Source organism: Aliiroseovarius sp. xm-d-517 (assembly GCF_013283135.1).
Lineage (GTDB): Bacteria > Pseudomonadota > Alphaproteobacteria > Rhodobacterales > Rhodobacteraceae > Aliiroseovarius > Aliiroseovarius crassostreae.
Window position 1 is genome coordinate 2,838,256 of record NZ_WBXT01000001.1, and the last position, 18,488, is coordinate 2,856,743.

Here is an 18,488-nt window from a genome sequence, read left to right on the forward strand (position 1 = left end):
CGGGGTCAGATCACCTCCGCCCCGGCGTTTTTCAAGGTCTCGAACGCTTTTTCGGTTGCTTTCGGCAGCGCGCCGAGAGTTCCGTCTTGCAGCAAGGTGACCTTATAGCCGCGGGCAAGGGCGGCCTGTGCGGTCTTGTTGACGCAAAAAGCTGCATCCAGCCCAGCAATCTGAACATGGCCGATGTCCAGCTGATCAAGCAGCGTGTCCAGAGCGCCGGTTTCAAACCCGTCCTGAACGCGCTTGATCACCTCGTATTCCCCCATACCGACAAAGGGGTTGGCCAGTTCGGCACCGGGTTGTCCGGCAAGCCCCTGACCTTTCATGAAGATACGCGCAAAGGCGCGGGTTGAGGGGGTGCTCCATTCCTGGCGAAGGGTGATCACGGGATGATCTTCAGAATTTGCGCGGGTGACGGCGGCACGAATGGCCTGCGTGGCCTGGGTTTTGTCTGCCTCATCATATTGCCCGCTGTTCCAGAAATCCTCTTGCAGATCCACCAGAAGCAGGGCCGTTCCTGACCGTTCGGGGATCTTGTCGCCCTGGCTGACATGGCTGATGTGACGATAGACCAATGCGGCCCAGATCACACTGGCAGCAAGAAGGGCAAGGCTGGTCCACAAGGCAATCATATCTGTTTCTCCAGTTTTGCATGGCAGTGGCGCAGCACCCTGAGCGCGATGGCCACCTCATCAGGTGACAGCCCGTCAGAGACCAGATCGAGGATCCTTGCCTCCCGCTCCAAAATCATGCGGATGCAGTCCTTTCCCTTCGGGGTCAGTCTGATAAGGGGCGAGCGGGCATGGCGGGGATTGGGGGATTTCTCGGTCAGGCCGGCCTTTATGGTGTCATTGACCATCACCTGCACATATTGGCGCTGGATTTCCAACAGACGCGCGAGGTCGGGCACGGGCAGGGGGCCATGATGGTGCAGGATCTCAAGCACGGCGCGCATCCGCACGGTCAGGCCGGTTCCAGTCAGGCCATGCTCAACCTGCGCTTCGACCCGTTGCATGATCGGGCGTGTCAGCCAGAGGAGAGATCTGAGGGTATCTATCATGACAATATACATGCCAAATTGACATGTATGTTGTCAATAAGGAGGCTTCCCTTCCCCCCCGCGATTTGCGATGGAAGGGCAGCAGAAAGGTTTCGGTTTGCCCGGCGACCGTAGGTGTCGGAACGCTTTAAAGCGTTTCGAGATGAACGTGAGACACAAGTTGATTTCGAAACGCCCGCAACATCAGTAGGTTTCGAGCGTTTCGCCTCATTATTGTGTCTCAATAGTAAGGCGAAACGCTTTAGGAAGGAGATGCCATGTCATTCACAGTTGCCATCGATGGCCCCGCTGCCGCAGGTAAAGGCACGATCTCCAAGGCGGTTGCCACGCATTTCGGTTTTGCCCATCTCGACACCGGGCTGCTTTATCGCGCGGTTGGGGCCAAGGTGCTGGCCGGGGGGGATCCCGTGGTTGCTGCCAAGCAACTGACACCGGCGGATATGATGGGGGATCTGCGCACCCCAGAGGTGGCGCAGGCGGCCAGCCGGGTTGCGGTGCTGGCGGATGTGCGGGCGGCGCTGGTTGCGTTTCAACGCGACTTTGCCCTGCAAGACGGCGGCGCGGTTCTGGATGGGCGCGATATTGGCACGGTGATTTGCCCGGAGGCAGATGTGAAGCTTTTTGTCACCGCAAGCGCCGAGGTGCGGGCCGAGCGGCGGTTTTTGGAATTGAACGCAAAAGGCCTGCCAGATACGCGCGAACAGGTTCTTGCCGATGTGATCGTGCGCGATAAACGCGACAGCGAGCGGGCAGAGGCCCCGTTGAAACCCGCAAAGGACGCGGTGCTGATCGACACGTCCGATCTGTCGATCGACGACGCGGTGGCCCGGGCGGTTGCGCTGATTGAAGCCTGCCGTTAGGTCAGCCCGGCCTCCCCCTTGATCCTCAAAGTCAAATGCCTAGCTGTCCGGTCTTCACCCGTTGATGACAGGACAATCCCCATGCTCGAAAAACTGAACTGGCGCTACGCGACCAAAAAAATGGACCCGACCCGGTCGGTGCCCGAAGAGAAGGTCAATAAGATCCTTGAGGCCATCCGCCTTGCCCCTACCTCCTCCGGCACCCAGCCGTTTGAGGTTTTCGTCATCACCAACCCAGAGATCCGTGCGCAGATCCAGCCTCATGCATGGAATCAGGCACAAATCACCGAAGGGTCACATCTTCTTGTTTTTGCCGCCTGGGATAATTACTCGGCGGATCGCATTGATGCGGTGGTGTCGCAGATGGAAGAAGAGCGCGGAGGCGGCAACCCGTTGCTGACCCAGTATTACGACAATCTGAAGGGGGCTTATCTGCCGCGTGAGGCGGGGGTGAACCACGATCACGCCGCGCGTCAGGCCTATATTGCGTTGGGGTTTGCCCTTGCCGCTGCGGCGGAGCTTGAGGTGGATTGCACGCCGATGGAAGGGTTTACGCCTGAGGAAGTGGATGACATCCTAGGCTTGAAAGAGCGCGGTTTGCGTTCGGTTCTGTTGCTGCCTCTGGGCTACCGGCACGCGGAACAGGACTGGCTTGCGCCACTGAAAAAGGTGCGTAAGCCCCAGGCGCAACTGTTCACCCGGATCGACTGAGGCCGGGATTGAGAGGTGGGGCGTGGCGAAACCGGCTGCGCCCTGCATGCCCGGTGTCGGCTGTCATCTGGCGACGTGTCGATGCGGTTGCGGATCAAGGGTGGGCGGTGAATAGAAGGCTCTTGCCCCTTGCTTTATTGACAGAATCCGCCTAAAGACGCCCTGTCGACAAGGTGAAAACACCGCGATACAGGGAAAGACGAGCAGGGTCGGATGTGCCGGCCCTCTTTGTTTTGCGGCTAACCTGTTGACCAAATTGGAAAATCCAAGACCTGCGGAGCCAACCGCACGGCCCGAAAAGCGACTTGTAAAGGAATAAAACGCATATGTGCGCTAAAACCACGATGGAGGAATTCGAAGCCCTCCTGAACGAAAGCTTCGAAATGGACACCCCCGAAGAGGGTTCGGTTGTCAAAGGCAAGGTCATCGCCATCGAGAACGGCCAGGCCATCATCGACGTAGGCTACAAAATGGAAGGCCGCGTCGACATCAAAGAATTCGCAAATCCTGGTGAAGCCCCGGAAATCGCCGAAGGCGACGAAGTGGAAGTCTACCTGCGCGCGGCTGAAAACGCCCGCGGCGAAGCCGTCATCTCGCGCGAGATGGCCCGCCGTGAAGAAGCCTGGGATCGCCTGGAAAAAGCCTATGCCGACGATGCACGTGTTGAAGGTGCAATCTTCGGTCGCGTCAAAGGTGGCTTCACCGTTGATCTCGGCGGCGCCGTGGCCTTCCTGCCCGGTTCGCAAGTTGACGTGCGCCCCGTGCGTGACGCAGGCCCGCTGATGGGTCTGAAACAGCCGTTCCAGATCCTGAAAATGGACCGTCGCCGTGGCAACATCGTTGTGTCGCGCCGCGCCATCCTGGAAGAAAGCCGTGCCGAACAGCGCGCAGAAGTCATCGGCAACCTGTCCGAAGGTCAGGCCGTGGAAGGTGTTGTCAAGAACATCACCGAATACGGTGCGTTCGTTGACCTGGGCGGCGTTGACGGCCTGCTGCACGTCACCGACATGGCATGGCGCCGTGTGAACCACCCGTCCGAGATCCTGACGATCGGCGAAACCATCAAGGTTCAGGTCATCAAGATCAACAAAGAGACCCACCGCATCTCGCTGGGCATGAAGCAACTGCAGGACGATCCGTGGGATCTGGTGGCTGCCAAATACCCGCTCGAGTCGGTTCACACCGGTCGCGTGACCAACATCACCGATTACGGTGCATTTGTTGAGCTGGAAGCTGGCGTTGAAGGTCTGGTCCACGTGTCGGAAATGTCCTGGACCAAGAAAAACGTCCACCCGGGCAAAATCGTGTCCACCTCGCAAGAGGTTGAAGTCATGGTTCTGGAAATTGACTCAGCTAAACGCCGCGTGTCGCTGGGTCTCAAGCAGACCATGCGCAACCCGTGGGAAGTGTTTGCCGAAACCCATCCGGCCGGCACCGAAGTGGAAGGCGAAGTCAAGAACATCACCGAATTCGGTCTGTTCATCGGCCTCGACGGCGAAATCGACGGCATGGTTCACCTGTCGGACATCTCGTGGGACGAGCGTGGCGAAGACGCGATCCAGAACTTCAAGAAGGGCGACATCGTCAAGGCTGTTGTTTCGGAAGTTGACACCGACAAAGAGCGTATCTCGCTGTCGATCAAAGCCCTGGAAGGTGACCCCTTCGCCGAAGCCATTGGTGGCGTGAAGCGCGGTTCGATCATCACCGTCGAAGTGACCGCCATCGAAGATGGTGGCATCGAAGTGGAATACGAAGGCATGAAATCCTTCATCCGCCGCTCCGACCTGTCGCGTGACCGTGCCGAACAGCGCCCCGAGCGTTTCAATGTCGGCGACAAGATGGACGTTCGCGTGACCAACGTGGACAGCAAATCGCGCCGCCTGGGCCTGTCGATCAAAGCCCGCGAAATCGCAGAAGAGAAAGAGGCCGTGGAACAGTATGGTTCGTCCGACTCCGGCGCTTCGCTCGGCGACATTCTGGGCGCAGCCCTGAAGAAAGACTAATCCTTAGTCTCTCGAAAGATCTTGAAACGGCCTCGCTCATGCGGGGCCGTTTTCTTTTGCACCTATCGTGGTCACCGGGGGGAACTTCTGGTTCCGAATCATGTATTTGACCGGAAAGCCGCTGCAAACCCACCCCGTCAGACAGATGCAAATCCCGTTCATTTCCGCGTTTGAGGTGGGCAAACCGCCCCATGGACCGGTTTTTTGCCGGAAAATTGCCGACGGACCCTCTAAGGGCTTGTTTATCAACAATCCCTTTGCTCCTATAGTTGGAACAACAAAGCGGCGCGAAGCCCAGCCTCGCGCCAAAAGCACTTTTTGGGGGGATATTCATGATCCGGTCGGAACTGATCCAGAAAATCGCGGATGAAAATCCGCATCTTTATCAGCGGGATGTCGAACGCATCGTCAATACGATTTTTGACGAAATCGTCGAGGCTATGGCACGTGGGGACCGGGTTGAACTGCGCGGCTTTGGCGCATTCTCCGTCAAGAAAAGAGATGCTCGTATCGGACGGAATCCACGCACCGGAGAATCTGTTCAGGTTGAAGAGAAACATGTCCCCTTCTTCAAGACAGGCAAGCTCCTGCGTGACCGTCTGAACGGCAAATAAGAGGTCAATATGCGGTATATCCGTTACCTGTTTCTGGCGGCCCTCGCGGTTTGCCTGGTAACAATCGCCATGGCAAACCGTGGCATGGTCACCCTTCACCTGCTGCCAGCCGAGCTGTCCGGCTTCCTCGGGTTCAGCTGGTCGATCACCCTGCCACTGTTTATCGTGATCTTCCTGGGCATTATCGCCGGGGTCATGATTGGGTTTGTCTGGGAATATCTGCGCGAACATAAGTTTCGTGCCGCTGGCAAACGGACCCGTAAGGAACGCGATGCCCTGATCCGTGAAGTGAAAAAGCTCAAGGATCCCAAGGCAAAACCCGGTGACGATATTATCGCGCTTCTGGAAGAGGCCAAGTGAGCAGATTTGTCCTTCCGGGCGGAAAACCTGACGCCGCCGTGAAAATTTGCGGACTGAAAACGCCCGAAACCGTGCAGGCCGCCTGCGCGGCCGGTGCCCGTTATATTGGCTTTAATTTCTTCCGAAAAAGCCCGCGTTCCGTCAGCATCGACCAGGCTGCATCCCTCATGCTCGATATGCCCATCGGCGTGGCCAAGGTGGCGCTTGTGGTGAACATGACCGATGATGACATCGCGCAAATTGTCGATGGCACCACCACCGAGATCCTACAGCTGCATGGGTCTGAGACACCCGAGCGGGTGGCCGAGGTCAAGGCACGGTTCGGGCTGCCGGTGATGAAAGCAATCGGAATTGCCGGACCGGAAGACGTGGGTGAGATCGACCGCTATGCCCCCGTCGCCGACCAGTTGCTGATCGATGCCAAGGCTCCAAAAGGGGCGGACCTGCCGGGTGGGAACGGGATCAGCTTCGACTGGCGCCTGGTGCAACGGAAATACTGGCCCTGCCCATGGATGCTCGCCGGTGGCCTCAACCCTGACAATGTCGCTGAGGCCATGCGCCTGACCGGCGCCAAACAGGTGGATGTGGCCTCGGGGGTGGAAAGCGCGCCTGGTGTGAAGGACCCTGATCTGATGCGCGCCTTTGTCCGAAACGCGACAGGCTCCTTCGCCTGACCCTTTCTTCTTGGCCAAAAACTCCGGGGTGAGGAACCGCTCGAAGAGTGGGGCCGAGGGGCAGAGCCCCTTTTTGGCCTTGCCCGCCATCAAAAACCACTGGAACTGACTCGCCGTGACGCCTATCAAAGTCCGGCAACGTAAACAGGGGGACCTCATGTCCAACGATCTTTTCAACAGCTTCATGAATGGCCCGGATGAGCGCGGCCGTTTTGGTGATTTCGGTGGCCGCTTCGTGTCGGAAACGCTGATGCCGCTGATCCTCGATCTCGAGGCCGAATATGAGAAGGCCAAGACGGAAGCCAGTTTCTGGGCCGAGATGGACCACCTGTGGAAGCATTATGTGGGCCGCCCCTCGCCGCTGTATTTTGCCGAGGGTCTGACCCGCCATCTTGGTGGCGCAAAGGTTTATATGAAGCGCGACGAGCTGAACCACACCGGCGCGCATAAGATCAACAACGTGCTGGGTCAGATTTTGCTTGCGCGACGTATGGGGAAAACCCGGATCATCGCCGAAACGGGGGCTGGTCAGCACGGGGTCGCCACCGCCACGGTTTGCGCCAAGTTCGGTCTGAAATGTGTGGTCTATATGGGCGCGCATGATGTGCGGCGTCAGGCCCCGAACGTGTTCCGGATGCGCCTGCTTGGTGCGGAAGTGATCGCGGTGGAAAGCGGCCGCGGCACGCTCAAGGACGCCATGAATGACGCGCTGCGTGACTGGGTGACCAATGTGCATGACACGTTCTATTGCATCGGCACGGCCGCAGGGCCGCACCCGTATCCGGCCATGGTGCGGGACTTCCAGTCGATCATCGGCAAAGAGGCCAAAGCCCAGATGCAGGAAGCCGAAGGTCGGCTGCCCGACACGGTGATTGCCGCTATTGGGGGTGGGTCCAACGCGATTGGCCTTTTCTATCCGTTCCTTGACGATGAATCCGTGCAGATCATTGGCGTTGAAGCCGGTGGTAAAGGTGTGGATGAAAAGATGGAGCATTGCGCCTCGCTGACCGGTGGACGCCCCGGCGTGTTGCATGGCAACCGGACCTACCTGCTGCAGGACGATGACGGTCAAATTCTGGATGGCTATTCGATCTCGGCGGGTCTGGATTATCCGGGGATTGGTCCTGAACACAGTTGGCTGCATGAAATAGGTCGCGCAGAATATGTCTCGATCACCGACAAAGAGGCGCTTGAGGCGTTTCAGCTCAGCTGTTCGACCGAAGGGATCATTCCGGCGCTGGAACCCTGCCATGCTCTGGCCCATGTGATGAAAATTGCGCCCAAACTGCCCGAGGATCACATCATTTGCATGAATATGTGTGGCCGCGGCGACAAGGACATTTTCACAGTGGCGAAATACCTTGGGTTCGATATGTCTGACACAGAAGGGCGCGAGGTGGACTGATCCACGCGTTCAATGGTCAAAAAGAAAGCCGCGCAAATCCAGCGCGGCTTTTTTGTCATATCCGACAGATTAAAGTCGCGGATCTGGGGGGAACGTGGTTGCCCCTCAGATCTCGGGCCGCAAAACTAGAAAACTAGAAAACTAGAAAACTAGAAAACTAGAAAACTAGAAAACTAGTATTCTGGTTTTACCTGCTTTGGGGCACCCCGCTGTTGCCAGCTTAAAGGCAGGTTATGTTCCTGCTGCGGCAGCGATTTTGCGCATCATGTCGATATTCGCTTCATGCGCGCCCTGTTCCCGAAAACCACGGTCTGCTGCGTTCACCGCGACAACCACATCTCGGTTCGTGTCGATGAAGATGTATTGGCCATAAATACCACGGGCAAAATACTCCCCCTCGGGAGCATCCGGCGCAATCCACCATTGATAGCCATATTGCTGTTCGCCCGGCTCTGTGGGGGCCGAGGGTATGGTGGAGGCTGCAATCCACTGCGCTGGCACCACCTGCTGCCCCTGCCATTCACCCTTTTGCAAAAACATCTGTCCAAACCGGGCATAGTCCCGGGTGCGCAGGTTCAGCCCGCCCAGCACAAAGGCCACGCCCTCCCCATCGCTCAGATAATAGGGGGCCATTTCGAAGCCCATCGGGCCGGTGATATAGGCGTTCATCAGATCCGGGATTGTGCGTCCGGTGGCCCCGCGGATGACCATGCCGATCACATGGGTGTCGATCGAGACATATTGCCAGGTCTCTCCTGGTTGGGCGAAACGTTCGGTCAGCTCTGCGGTGAAATCATCCATGGATTTTCCAAGCGCAAGCACCCGTCCCATCTTGTTGATGTCCGAACCGCTGTCCAGATAATCTTCGTTGAAGGTGACGCCCGAGGCCATGTTCAGCACATTGCGGATTGTTGCCCCATCATATGCGCCCCCAATCAGGCTGGGTGCATATTTGGTCACCGGGTCGTCCAGAGAGGCGACAGAGCCCTGCTCTACCAGCACCCCCATCAGGGCGGACAGAAAGCTTTTGGCCACCGACCAGCTGATGCGCAGGTCATCGGCTTGGGTGTCAAGGTGATAGCTCTCATGGCGCAGCTCCCCGCCTTGTAGCACGACAAGCGCGGTGACAGAGCGATCCGTGATCCACGCCTGGGCCCCGTCGGGCAGTTCCAGATTGTCGCCCTTGGGCAGCGGGCTGACCGGGCCGTCGCCACGCGACAATGGCACCGTCAGAAAAGCGTCCTTCATATGCGAGAAGTTGTGCACGATCTTTTCTTCGGAAAACAGCGTGTTAACCGCCAGCAGTCGCTTCAGTTCCTCGGCTTTCCACAGCCCCAGAAAGGCCACCAGGACAAAAGCCGCCAACAGCAGCTTGATGATGCGCTTAAACAGGTTTTCCATGAGGTCTCCGGGTTTGCATGAAGGGGGCGAACGCTGCGCTAAGGTGCCGTCCAATCGATCCAGCGTCCATGAAAATCCACACGACCTAACGTCAGGCGTTGCCCGTCAGGCCATAAGGTCAGCGTGATGGCGGCGCCGTTGCCAATATGCTCATCGGCCTCCATCGACAGATGGGCAACAGGCCCCCGCCTGCCTGCGGCCTTGATCGCGGACAGGCAGCGCGTTTGTGTTTCGGTTGGGAAATACTGCCACGCAATGGTGTGGTAGATCAGCGTCAGGTGGTCCGGTGCCGTGCGCGTCAACTGGTCCACAAGCCAATCCGCCGCGTCGCCCTGATCGACCTTGGCATCAAACAATCCGATTGCCGCGCGGGTCCGGTCCAGACGTTCCGGCTGATCTGCCCAAAGATAGGATTGCAGGCGCAGCGCATCATCGGCGTTGCGCACATTTGGCGGAGAGATATCCACCCCCCGGCGATCCAGAATAACGGGGGCATGTGCCGCCTGTGTCGGAAGGTCCCCACGCCATTCAGGCCTGAGCACCACTTGTGCGTCTGCCGGTCCCATTTGCCCGTCTGGAAGCATAAGCGCGAACCGGTCCCACATCAGGTTCAACCCGCCAGAGGCGCCAAGCTCCAGCATTCGAAAGGGGAGATCAAAGCGGGAGGCCAGAAAATGCCCCGCCGCGATCATCACCACTGCGCGGCGCACCTCATTGGTTTGTGGGGGATTGTCGAGCCAGTGGTGCAGCAGCTTGCTGTGATCGCGCAGGGCACTCTCAAGGGCTGCCCAAATCCGGTCATCCTCCTCCGGGGCAGGATGGGGTGGGTACACCGCCACAAGCTCCGGGCAGGCTCCGGTCAGAACCAGCGCATGAAACCCTGCCAAAAGGCGCAAGGGGACGGACTGCCCAATGGGCCCCAGTTCGCCGGGCCAATGAAACAGCCTGTCGGTCAACTCGGTGCCGGGGCTCAGCCGCTGTGCTAGAAGCTGTAAAATACGTGCGGTAAAAGGCGATCCCAGACTGGTATTGCTGCGCGCCTGTTGCTCCAGGGCGGCGCGCAGGGTCAAGAGAACTTGTCCATCAGTTTTTGCAATGGCGACCGCGTGTCCTCAGCGGGCGTCGCTTTCTCGGGCTTTTTCTCCGGGGGCGTCTTTGACCCGTTTGACGAGCGGGGCGGGTTCACGCGCAGGCCGATGGCGTTCATGAACTTCCCGCTATCCCCACGCGCAAGGTCAGGCGCGCCATCTGCGCAGCCCCGTAACACATCGTCCAGCCAGCCCTGATCCGCCTTGGCAAAGTCATTCAGCACATAGCGCGAAACCGCATCCTTGTGACCGGGATGGCCAATCCCCATCCGCACCCGGTCATATTCGGCACCGATATGCTGATGGATGGAGCGCAACCCATTATGCCCGGCATGCCCGCCCCCGGTCTTGACCCGGCACTTGCCCGGCGCCAGATCCAGCTCATCATGAAACACAACCACATCCGCGGGGGACAGTTTGTAAAACCGCATCGCCTCTCCGACCGATTGCCCCGAAAGGTTCATGAAGGTTTCGGGTTTGAGCAAGATCACCTTCTCGGAACCCAGCTTGCCCTCGCAGAGCTGCCCCTGAAATTTCGCCCGCCACGGAGAAAACCCATGGTCAGAGGCAATCTGATCCAGGGCCATAAAGCCAATATTATGCCGGTTGCCCGCATATTTCGGTCCAGGGTTCCCAAGGCCAACAAAAAGTCGCATGGCATTCTCCACATGAGCAGAAATTTATCCGCCTGATGTAGCGCAACTGTCACGATGGCTCAACTCATGCGGCATCTGATGTGTCACCATATGCTTGCAAAAGGGTCCCATCGGGCTTTTTCTTGCCGCAAATACCTCGGGGTGAGGACGAAGTCCGAGGGGCAGCGCCCCTGTTTGGGGAGGCTGCCCTGATCTGGCCTCAGGGGGTCAGGCTGCTGGGTAACGGGCGAACAGTTCGGTCGAGCCATCTTTGCGCATCAAGAGCACATCATAGGCGTCCCGCTCGCTTTCCGGCCCCATGCCGGGGGCACCATAGGGCATGCCGGGAACCGTCAGGCCGATGGCCTCCGGACGCTCCGCCAGCAGGCGGTTCAGATCTGGTGCTGGCACATGACCCTCGATCAGATAGCCTTCGACCTCGGCAGTATGGCAGGACATCAGATCATCCTGAATGCCACCGGCACGCTTGAATTCATAAAGCGTATCATAATCCATGTTGTTGATCTCGGCCGTGAACCCGCTACTTTGCATCACCTTGACCCAGGCCCCGCAGCAGCCGCAGCTTGGATCCTTGTGAACAATCAGGTGCGGGGTGGTCGCAAAGGCGGGCAGGGCGGAAAGCGCCGGGGTTGCCAGAAGGCCCGCCAGGACGTGGCGGCGCGTGATAAGGCTCTGTGTCATGGAGTATCCTGTCGTCTGGATAAGTCTGTCCATTGCTACCCTTGCCAGAACTGCGGATGTGTTGACCTGAGTCAATTTCACGAAAATGTGTGAACAGCACCGGTGCTGCGCAGTCGGTTGGGCAAAAGAAAACGGGGCCCGATTGGGCCCCGCTTCCGCCTCGGCTTTCGCCCAGGGCTTATTCTTCGGCTGCAGCCTCTTCGCCTTCGCCTTCACCCTCGTCTTCGTTATCCGACGAACGCAGCGAGCTCGGTGCAGTGATGTTGGCGATCACGAAGTCGCGGTCGATGGTCGGCTTGGCGCCCGACGGCAGGGTCACGTCCGAAATGTGGATCACGTCACCCACGTCACGGCCGGCCAGGTCGACAACGATCTGCTCGGGGATGTCACCGGCAACAACGTTCAGTTCGACTTCCGGACGCACAACGGTCAGAACGCCGCCTTTTTTCAGACCCGGCGCATCATCGTGGTTTTCAAATTCCACGTGGATGAACAGGCTGATCCGCGAGGTGCGGCGCAGGCGCATCAGGTCGATATGGGTCGGCAGGTCTTTCACAACGTCACGCTGAACGCCGCGGCAGATCACGCGCACATCTTCCTCACCTTCAACCTTCAGGTTCCAAAGGGTCGACAGGAAGCGGCCGGCTTTCAGTTTCTTCAGCAGGTCGTTGAACGGAATGTTGATCGACAGGGGATCGGCGTCGCCACCATAAACCACACCCGGAACCAGCCCGTCACGACGTGCCTGGCGAGCGGCGCCCTTGCCCGTCCCCGCGCGTTTCTGAGCAACAAGATCAGGGATCTCTTTTGCCATTTGAATTCTCCAATATAGATAGGGCGGGGCTCCTCCAAGGCTGTAGCCCCGCGATGAAGCCCTGCCCATACAGGGGAATCATTCAAAAGGGAAGGCATTTCTGCGCTTATTCAAAGATGCCGAGAATGTTTTCAACCGGGATCATGCCGGGTCCGGTGGCGGCTTGAGGGACGCGACTGTCTGCGGCGTTATCGCGATGGTCCCCCAGGACAAAAACATGCTCCGCTGGAACAATGAATTCGGGGGTGGTGTCAAACCTGAACGTCCCGATATTCCAGATCTCGTAGCTCTTGCCTGATGGCAGGGTTTCGCGCAGCCGAAAGCGGGTGCAGCTTTTCCCCGGAATGGCAGGGCGCTCAGCGCATCGCGGGAAGGGGGGTGTTGTCGGAACCGTGGATATGTCCTCACTCAGCACCTCCTGTGGCAACGGATGTCCGTTCAGCACGACACCCCCATCCTTGAGCTGGATTCGGTCCCCGGCAATCGCCATCACCCTGAAAACAAACGTGGCGGGCTGCATCGGATGCGTAAAGCCGATGATGTCGCCGCGCTGAACTTGATCTGTTTGCGGGTCAATATGGCGCATGGTGGCGCAGTCCCCGGTCATCATCGTGGGCGCCATCGCCGCGGAGGATGCCCGGAAATTTTCCAGTTTTGGGTTAAAAGCGCAGGAAAAACAGATGCAGGATCCGGCAGCGGCACCGTGGGGTGTCAAGGTGATGGCAAACAAGAGGATGGTTGCGGCATATGAAGATAGGGTGCGGCGCATGGGTGGATACTTGGGTTCATACTCGGCAAGATAAAGGTCCCTTTTAACCTACCGATCAGATTGCCCTGTTCCAACCGGTTTTGCGCGCAGCCGGGCGGGCGAAAAGGCAGCCCCTTTGCAGGAGCTGCCTTCGGTTGTTATTTTTTGGTTCGGCGCGGCAGAGCATTGGCTCCGCGCGGCTGGTTCTTGCGGGCCTTTGGCGGTTTAGAGGGCGATTTGGCCGCCTTCCCGGCAGGTTTGCCGAACTTGCCATCAGACTTACCCGATTTGCCTGCTTTTCCCGCCTTGCCGGGTTTGTCTTTTTTCCAGCGCTGCTTCTTCCCCTCCGCATCGCGTTTCTTGCTGGGGGCTGTGCTCGCCGTGGTGGCTTTTTTCTCGTCACGCGATTTGGGCGGCTGATACTCGCTGCGCGTTTCGGGGTTCACTTCCGGGGCCAGTGCGGGAGCCCATTGCTCCGGCGTGTTGGCCGAGGGGGCCGCGGCGCGATCATCGCGCTGGTTTTGCGGACGCAGCGATTTCTTGGGTTTTGCAGGCCGTTCGGAGCTATCGCCCTTGCGGTGTGGTTGTGGCGCGCGATCTTCCCGGTCTGACCTGTCCTTGCCCTTGTAACCGGGGCCCGTGTAACCAGGCTTGTCGCCATATTTCCCACCCGGTTTTCCACCGGCCTTGCGCGGGGCAGGGGTCAGGTCCGGCTTGCCGTCCAGTTGTGTGGCGCGGATGCCATCTTCGAGCTCACCCCCTTGGGCTGCGGCCAGGAATTTCTCGACCGCGTCATTGGTCAGTTCGACAAAGGTCTCACGCGATTGGACCCGAATGGCGCCAATGTCGTTTTTGTCGAGATTGCCAGACCGGCAGAGCATCGGCAGGAGCCAACGCGGCTCGGCATTCTGCTTGCGCCCGACCGATAGGGAGAACCAGGTCGAGGGGCCAAAGTCCCGCTCCTCCCGGCGTGCCGGTTTGGCGGCGATTTCAGCAAGTTCTTCAGGGGCCGAGAACTGTTCGCGGTGCAGGCGGATACAGGCGGTGGCAATCTGTTCCGGGGTGAAGCGGGCGATCAGGTCACCTGCCAGCTGCCCTTCATCACCGGATTGGCCTTCCTGCCACATCGGGTGGTCCATGAGGCGTTCCACATCGCGCGCCCGGATGTCATCCGCAGAGGGGGGCAAATCCCACTTCGCGGTGATCTTGGCCCAACGCAGCAGGCGTTCGGCGCGTTTGACCATGCGGGGGGGCACGATCAGTGCAGACACGCCTTTGCGCCCGGCGCGTCCGGTGCGGCCCGAGCGGTGCAGCAGACCTTCGGTGTTTGTGGGAAGCTCTGCATGGATCACAAGATCCAGCATCGGCAGGTCAATACCGCGCGCGGCCACGTCGGTGGCCACACAGACCCGGGCCCGCCCGTCGCGCATGGACTGGAGCGCGTTGGAACGTTCGGACTGGGTCAGTTCACCGGAGAGGCACACCACCGACAGGCCTCGGTTCGAAAGACGTGAGGTCAGGCGGTTTACCGTGGCGCGGGTATTGGCAAATACGATCGCATTCTGCGCATCGTGATAGCGCAGAAGGTTGATGATCGCGTGTTCTTCATCCTTATCCGCCACGCGCAACGCCTGATAATCGATGTCCGCGTGTTGTTTTTCCTTCGACACGGTTGAGACCCGCACCGCGTCGCGCTGGTATTGCTTGGCGAGTTTCGAGATCAGCGGTGACACCGTGGCAGAGAAGAGCAGCGAGCGGCGCTCTTCGGGGGCGGCGTCCAGCATGAATTCGAGATCTTCCTTGAACCCCATATCCAGCATCTCATCCGCCTCATCCAGCACCACGGCCTTGAGCGCGTCCAGCACCAGGGCACCCCGGGTGATGTGGTCGCGCAGGCGGCCCGGTGTGCCGACAACGATATGGGCGCCGCGCTCAAGGGCGCGTCGTTCGGTGCGCTGATCCATCCCCCCCACACAGGATGCAATCCGCGCGCCCGCATGGGCGTAGAGCCAGCTCAGCTCAAACTTCACCTGCATGGCCAGTTCGCGGGTCGGGGCAATCACCAGCGCCAGCGGCGTGGCGGCGGGGCCGAAGCGCTCACCCTCCAGAATGGTCGGGGCAATTGCCAGGCCAAACCCAACGGTTTTGCCCGAACCGGTCTGGGCCGAAACCAGCAGATCCTGATCGGCCAGCTCCGGGTTGGTCACCGCCTCCTGCACATCCGTCAGGGTCTCATACCCTTTGTCCGCAAGGGCCTGGGCAAGAGTGGGAACAAGGTTGGGGGCGGGGGTCGGGGTCGTCATGGCGGCGTCTTTCATCGGGGCGCCGGGCAGGGTGCAGGCGCGAAAGACCTGCGCATACAGGGTTTCGAGGCAAAAGGATAGAGGCAGATTGATGTGAGCCTTTCAGAAAAGGCTGCACGTTTGAGTTGAAAGCTTGATTGCTTGGCATAGATAAACTGTGGTGTCTCCGACGCCAGAAGTTCGGGTTTATCTACAACAGGACTACCAATATATGTTTAAGATTGAAGGATTGGACGACGTCCAAAAGCAATTCGCCGAAATCGAGCAAGCGGTTTCTGAGTTGAGCGGTAGCTTAGGGTCCATCGAATTTGAGCCGACGAGCAGAGAAGGTGTTGAAAGAGCCATTCTCGCAGTGGAAAGCATGATTGATGATCGGCTGAGAAAGTTCTCTGGTAATGCAGCGATCTCAGAGATTGCAGAAGGGCTCAAACGAGAGGTCAAGGCTGCTATTATGAAAGATACCAAGCTATAATATGTCGTCGTGAAACCCCCGCCTGATTGCGCAGGCGGGGCCGTGAGGGGAAATCCGTGAGGGGTGGCTACTCCCAGTCGCCCGAAAACCCTTTTGGGATATAAAGGATATCCCGTGTCACGGTATTGATGTCCGTATGACCGCAAAATGCCATCGACACTTCCAGCTCTTTCTTTGTCATTTCAAGGACTTTAGTGACGCCAGCCTCGCCCTGTGCGCCGAGGCCATAGACAAAGGCGCGGCCGATATAGGCACCTTTGGCCCCCATGGCGACGGCCTTGAGCACGTCCTGACCCGAGCGGATACCGCTGTCGATATGCACTTCGATCTTGTCGCCCACCGCGTCCAGAATGGCAGGCAATGCACGGATTGATGACAGTACCCCATCCAACTGCCGCCCACCGTGGTTCGAGACAATAATGGCATCGGCCCCGACATTGCATGCTTCCAGCGCGTCCACCGGCTCCATGATCCCTTTGATGATCAGCTTGCCGTCCCACATTTTGCGGAACTGGCGGATGCGGTCCCAATCCAGGGACGGGTCAAACGCCTCGGCGGTCCAGGTGGCGAGCGATGAGGGATCTTCGACCCCTTTGGCATGCCCCACGATATTGCCGAAAAACCGCCGCTTGGTGCCAAGCATGCCAAGGCCCCATTGCACTTTGGTCATCATGTTGGCCACGGATTTCACCGTCAGCTTGGGGGGGGCCGACAGACCGTTCTTCAGATCTTTGTGGCGCTGGCCCAGCATTTGCAGATCCACCGTAATCACCACCGTGTCACATCCCGCTGCCTTGGCGCGATCAAACAGGCGTTGCATGAAGTCATCATCTTTCAGCGTGTAGACCTGAAACCAGAAGGGCGTGTTGGTGTGTTCCGCCACATCTTCGATTGAGCAGATCGACATGGTGGAGAGGGTGAAGGGCACACCGAATTTCTCCGCAGCGCGCGCCGCTTTGATTTCGCCATCGGCGCATTGCATGCCAGTCAGCCCCACCGGCGCAAGTGCCACAGGCATTTCCACATCCCGCCCGATCATCTGCGTCTTCGTCGACCGCCCATCCATATCCACCGCGACCCGTTGTTTGAAGTAGATCCGGTTGAAGTCGGATGTGTTCTCGCGGAAGGTCTGTTCCGTCCAGGACCCGCTTTCAGCGTAATCATAGAACATCTTCGGGACACGGCGTTTGTAGATCCGTTTCAGGTCTTCGACCTCGGTGATGACTGGGTTGAGAAGGGGCATGATCGGCTCATTTCTTGAATTGGTAAAAATTATTTACCACTTGAGATGTGATTATGCAATCCTCTTCTGTCCTGCTGTTTCCCTTCGGGGTCGCGTGCGGAAATGGGCTCAGGGGGTTCGCGCGCAAAGCCGTGTTACACGACTTGGGCCAGCCACAGCTTGTGTGTCGCCCGGATCGGGGCGGCACAGGGGACTGCGGTCAAAGGAGGTCATCTTTGAAGGGGGGAGAAGGTGGGGGCGAGGGATTGCCCGGTCCATCTGAAAAAACTGCCCCCGCCAGAAGCGCCGGGGGCAGCATGTTTATCTGTTGCCGGGTCAGGCGCGATGGGCGCCGTCGGCCAGGGATTTGACAAACTCCAGCACCTCACCCACCGGTTTCCCGGCGGCGATCTGGCTGACGATGGCGCTCCCGACCACGGTGCCATCGGCGGCCCCTGCAATGGCTTCGGCCTTCTCGGGCGTGTTCACGCCGAAGCCGACAATCACGGGAAGATCGGTTTTGGCCTTGATCCGGGCCACTTCCGGGGCAACGTCGACAGCTTGCGCTTCGGCCGACCCGGTGACGCCGGTGACCGAGACGTAATAGACAAAGCCCGAGGTATTTTGCAGCACGGTGGGCAGGCGCTTGTCATCGGTGGTGGGGGTGGCGAGGCGGATGAAGTTCAGACCCGCAGCCTGCGCCGGGATGCACAGCTCATCATCTTCTTCGGGTGGCAGGTCCACCACGATCAGCCCGTCGATGCCTGCGGCTTTGGCGTCTTTCAGAAACGTGTCGACCCCGCGGTTGTAGATCGGATTGTAGTAACCCATCAGCACAATGGGGGTGGTGTCGTCGCTCTTGCGAAACTCCGCCGCCATATCGAGCGTCTTTTGCAGGGTCATGCCCCCGTCCAGCGCACGCCCCCCCGCCAGCTGGATGGTCGGGCCATCTGCCATCGGGTCTGTGAAGGGCAGGCCCAGCTCGATCACGTCCACGCCAGCGCCCGGCAAGCCTTTCATGACCTCAAGTGACGTGGCCACGTCCGGGTCCCCGGCCATGATATAGGAAACGAATGCCTTTTTGCCCTGAGCTTTCAGCTCGGCGAATTTGGCGTCAATACGGGTTGCTGGGCGTGTCATCGGTGGTTCCCTGTTCTTGTCTCTTCACCGATGTGCCGGAAGCGGGCGGGGAAATCAATCCCGGCTGTCTTTTGTCTTCTTATCAAGGGGCGCCTGTCCATGCAGGGGCAGGCTCGTCCCGGGCCGCACCTCAGCGCCGGGCATCTCATCGTAAAGCTGGAAAAACAACACCTCTCCCCCAAAAATGCGGGTGTAGGTTTCAAAGGCATCGCGGCATGTGCCGCTGAAGGTCACATAGGGGGGCATTTTCATGGAACGTCGCCTTTCCTGTGGGTC

Annotated in this window: 20 protein-coding genes; 8 read left to right on the forward strand and 12 right to left on the reverse strand. The window is 58.9% G+C overall.

Going from position 1 to position 18,488, the window contains the following annotated elements; translation table 11 throughout:
- Nucleotides 1–5: 5 nt before the first annotated feature.
- Both XMD517_RS13550 and XMD517_RS13555 read right to left on the reverse strand, forming a co-directional pair.
- Nucleotides 6–632: a cysteine hydrolase family protein gene (locus XMD517_RS13550; RefSeq protein ID WP_173484990.1), complete on the reverse strand. Its 627-nt coding sequence runs from the start codon at nucleotides 630–632 to the stop codon at nucleotides 6–8.
- Nucleotides 629–1,060 carry a MarR family winged helix-turn-helix transcriptional regulator gene (locus tag XMD517_RS13555; RefSeq protein ID WP_173484991.1) on the reverse strand — a complete coding sequence of 144 codons (432 nt, stop codon included), beginning with the start codon at nucleotides 1,058–1,060 and terminating at the stop codon, nucleotides 629–631. Before XMD517_RS13555 ends, XMD517_RS13550 begins: the two co-directional genes overlap by 4 nt.
- Before the next feature lie 257 nt (nucleotides 1,061–1,317).
- Between XMD517_RS13555 and XMD517_RS13560 the strand changes: the two genes are divergently transcribed.
- From XMD517_RS13560 to trpB, 7 genes are all read left to right on the forward strand, one after another.
- The gene (locus XMD517_RS13560; RefSeq protein WP_173484992.1) at nucleotides 1,318–1,920 is read left to right on the forward strand and encodes a d(CMP) kinase; all 603 of its coding nucleotides are present in this window, start codon (nucleotides 1,318–1,320) and stop codon (nucleotides 1,918–1,920) included.
- An 81-nt stretch (nucleotides 1,921–2,001) separates the two neighbouring features.
- Entirely contained in the window at nucleotides 2,002–2,631 is a 630-nt protein-coding gene (locus XMD517_RS13565; protein WP_173484993.1) for an NAD(P)H-dependent oxidoreductase, read from the forward strand.
- 326 nt (nucleotides 2,632–2,957) lie between these two features.
- Nucleotides 2,958–4,634 (forward strand): 30S ribosomal protein S1, encoded by a 1,677-nt coding sequence (rpsA, locus tag XMD517_RS13570; RefSeq protein ID WP_074963728.1) that lies wholly within the window; start codon nucleotides 2,958–2,960, stop codon nucleotides 4,632–4,634.
- A 332-nt stretch (nucleotides 4,635–4,966) separates the two neighbouring features.
- Nucleotides 4,967–5,248: an integration host factor subunit beta gene (gene ihfB, locus XMD517_RS13575; protein ID WP_055190201.1), complete on the forward strand. Its 282-nt coding sequence runs from the start codon at nucleotides 4,967–4,969 to the stop codon at nucleotides 5,246–5,248.
- A gap of 9 nt (nucleotides 5,249–5,257) precedes the next feature.
- The gene (locus XMD517_RS13580) at nucleotides 5,258–5,608 is read left to right on the forward strand and encodes a LapA family protein (protein WP_173484994.1); all 351 of its coding nucleotides are present in this window, start codon (nucleotides 5,258–5,260) and stop codon (nucleotides 5,606–5,608) included.
- Nucleotides 5,605–6,282, forward strand: coding sequence for a phosphoribosylanthranilate isomerase (locus tag XMD517_RS13585; RefSeq protein WP_368493345.1), 678 nt, complete (start codon nucleotides 5,605–5,607; stop codon nucleotides 6,280–6,282). The genes XMD517_RS13580 and XMD517_RS13585 overlap by 4 nt, the downstream gene beginning before the upstream one ends.
- Nucleotides 6,283–6,439: 157 nt before the next feature.
- The gene (gene trpB / locus XMD517_RS13590; RefSeq protein ID WP_173484995.1) at nucleotides 6,440–7,687 is read left to right on the forward strand and encodes a tryptophan synthase subunit beta; all 1,248 of its coding nucleotides are present in this window, start codon (nucleotides 6,440–6,442) and stop codon (nucleotides 7,685–7,687) included.
- A gap of 231 nt (nucleotides 7,688–7,918) precedes the next feature.
- On the opposite strand, the gene XMD517_RS13595 is transcribed toward trpB, so the two are convergent.
- The 7 genes from XMD517_RS13595 to XMD517_RS13625 form a co-directional block, all read right to left on the reverse strand.
- The gene (locus XMD517_RS13595) at nucleotides 7,919–9,088 is read right to left on the reverse strand and encodes a serine hydrolase (RefSeq protein ID WP_173484996.1); all 1,170 of its coding nucleotides are present in this window, start codon (nucleotides 9,086–9,088) and stop codon (nucleotides 7,919–7,921) included.
- 38 nt (nucleotides 9,089–9,126) lie between these two features.
- A complete protein-coding gene (locus tag XMD517_RS13600; protein WP_173484997.1) occupies nucleotides 9,127–10,158 on the reverse strand; it encodes a DUF2332 domain-containing protein in 1,032 nt (343 codons plus the stop codon).
- A complete protein-coding gene (pth, locus tag XMD517_RS13605) occupies nucleotides 10,155–10,832 on the reverse strand; it encodes an aminoacyl-tRNA hydrolase (RefSeq protein WP_055190191.1) in 678 nt (225 codons plus the stop codon). The genes XMD517_RS13600 and pth overlap by 4 nt, the downstream gene beginning before the upstream one ends.
- 207 nt (nucleotides 10,833–11,039) lie before the next feature.
- Nucleotides 11,040–11,513 (reverse strand): DUF411 domain-containing protein, encoded by a 474-nt coding sequence (locus tag XMD517_RS13610; protein WP_173484998.1) that lies wholly within the window; start codon nucleotides 11,511–11,513, stop codon nucleotides 11,040–11,042.
- A gap of 178 nt (nucleotides 11,514–11,691) precedes the next feature.
- A complete protein-coding gene (locus tag XMD517_RS13615) occupies nucleotides 11,692–12,327 on the reverse strand; it encodes a 50S ribosomal protein L25/general stress protein Ctc (RefSeq protein ID WP_173484999.1) in 636 nt (211 codons plus the stop codon).
- A gap of 106 nt (nucleotides 12,328–12,433) precedes the next feature.
- Entirely contained in the window at nucleotides 12,434–13,096 is a 663-nt protein-coding gene (gene lepB / locus XMD517_RS13620) for a signal peptidase I (RefSeq protein WP_256415709.1), read from the reverse strand.
- Between the two features lie 137 nt (nucleotides 13,097–13,233).
- A complete protein-coding gene (locus XMD517_RS13625; protein WP_173485001.1) occupies nucleotides 13,234–15,378 on the reverse strand; it encodes a DEAD/DEAH box helicase in 2,145 nt (714 codons plus the stop codon).
- 211 nt (nucleotides 15,379–15,589) lie between these two features.
- On the opposite strand from XMD517_RS13625, the gene XMD517_RS13630 reads away from it, so the two are divergent.
- The gene (locus XMD517_RS13630) at nucleotides 15,590–15,850 is read left to right on the forward strand and encodes a hypothetical protein (protein ID WP_173485002.1); all 261 of its coding nucleotides are present in this window, start codon (nucleotides 15,590–15,592) and stop codon (nucleotides 15,848–15,850) included.
- A gap of 67 nt (nucleotides 15,851–15,917) precedes the next feature.
- On the opposite strand, the gene XMD517_RS13635 is transcribed toward XMD517_RS13630, so the two are convergent.
- The 3 genes from XMD517_RS13635 to XMD517_RS13645 all read right to left on the reverse strand — a co-directional run bounded on the left by XMD517_RS13635 (nucleotide 15,918) and on the right by XMD517_RS13645 (nucleotide 18,464).
- Nucleotides 15,918–17,093, reverse strand: coding sequence for an alpha-hydroxy acid oxidase (locus tag XMD517_RS13635; protein WP_173485003.1), 1,176 nt, complete (start codon nucleotides 17,091–17,093; stop codon nucleotides 15,918–15,920).
- Between the two features lie 315 nt (nucleotides 17,094–17,408).
- On the reverse strand, nucleotides 17,409–18,212 hold the full coding sequence (trpA, locus tag XMD517_RS13640; protein ID WP_173485004.1) for a tryptophan synthase subunit alpha: 804 nt from the start codon (nucleotides 18,210–18,212) through the stop codon (nucleotides 17,409–17,411).
- A gap of 54 nt (nucleotides 18,213–18,266) precedes the next feature.
- Nucleotides 18,267–18,464: a hypothetical protein gene (locus XMD517_RS13645; RefSeq protein WP_173485005.1), complete on the reverse strand. Its 198-nt coding sequence runs from the start codon at nucleotides 18,462–18,464 to the stop codon at nucleotides 18,267–18,269.
- Between the last annotated feature and the right edge of the window lie 24 nt (nucleotides 18,465–18,488).

Excerpts from the sequence above, each read along its gene's own strand:
- XMD517_RS13595 (WP_173484996.1), bottom strand. The coding sequence starts at position 9,088 with ATGGAAAACCTGTTTAAGCGCATCATCAAGCTGCTGTTGGCGGCTTTT.
- XMD517_RS13580 (WP_173484994.1), top strand. The coding sequence starts at position 5,258 with ATGCGGTATATCCGTTACCTGTTTCTGGCGGCCCTCGCGGTTTGCCTG.
- trpB (WP_173484995.1), top strand. The coding sequence starts at position 6,440 with ATGTCCAACGATCTTTTCAACAGCTTCATGAATGGCCCGGATGAGCGC.
- XMD517_RS13565 (WP_173484993.1), top strand. The coding sequence starts at position 2,002 with ATGCTCGAAAAACTGAACTGGCGCTACGCGACCAAAAAAATGGACCCG.
- trpA (WP_173485004.1), bottom strand. The coding sequence starts at position 18,212 with ATGACACGCCCAGCAACCCGTATTGACGCCAAATTCGCCGAGCTGAAA.
- XMD517_RS13625 (WP_173485001.1), bottom strand. The coding sequence starts at position 15,378 with ATGACGACCCCGACCCCCGCCCCCAACCTTGTTCCCACTCTTGCCCAG.
- XMD517_RS13550 (WP_173484990.1), bottom strand. The coding sequence starts at position 632 with ATGATTGCCTTGTGGACCAGCCTTGCCCTTCTTGCTGCCAGTGTGATC.
- XMD517_RS13630 (WP_173485002.1), top strand. The coding sequence starts at position 15,590 with ATGTTTAAGATTGAAGGATTGGACGACGTCCAAAAGCAATTCGCCGAA.
- XMD517_RS13645 (WP_173485005.1), bottom strand. The coding sequence starts at position 18,464 with ATGAAAATGCCCCCCTATGTGACCTTCAGCGGCACATGCCGCGATGCC.
- lepB (WP_256415709.1), bottom strand. The coding sequence starts at position 13,096 with ATGCGCCGCACCCTATCTTCATATGCCGCAACCATCCTCTTGTTTGCC.
- rpsA (WP_074963728.1), top strand. The coding sequence starts at position 2,958 with ATGTGCGCTAAAACCACGATGGAGGAATTCGAAGCCCTCCTGAACGAA.
- XMD517_RS13610 (WP_173484998.1), bottom strand. The coding sequence starts at position 11,513 with ATGACACAGAGCCTTATCACGCGCCGCCACGTCCTGGCGGGCCTTCTG.
- XMD517_RS13560 (WP_173484992.1), top strand. The coding sequence starts at position 1,318 with ATGTCATTCACAGTTGCCATCGATGGCCCCGCTGCCGCAGGTAAAGGC.
- XMD517_RS13635 (WP_173485003.1), bottom strand. The coding sequence starts at position 17,093 with ATGCCCCTTCTCAACCCAGTCATCACCGAGGTCGAAGACCTGAAACGG.
- pth (WP_055190191.1), bottom strand. The coding sequence starts at position 10,832 with ATGCGACTTTTTGTTGGCCTTGGGAACCCTGGACCGAAATATGCGGGC.
- XMD517_RS13555 (WP_173484991.1), bottom strand. The coding sequence starts at position 1,060 with ATGATAGATACCCTCAGATCTCTCCTCTGGCTGACACGCCCGATCATG.
- XMD517_RS13615 (WP_173484999.1), bottom strand. The coding sequence starts at position 12,327 with ATGGCAAAAGAGATCCCTGATCTTGTTGCTCAGAAACGCGCGGGGACG.
- ihfB (WP_055190201.1), top strand. The coding sequence starts at position 4,967 with ATGATCCGGTCGGAACTGATCCAGAAAATCGCGGATGAAAATCCGCAT.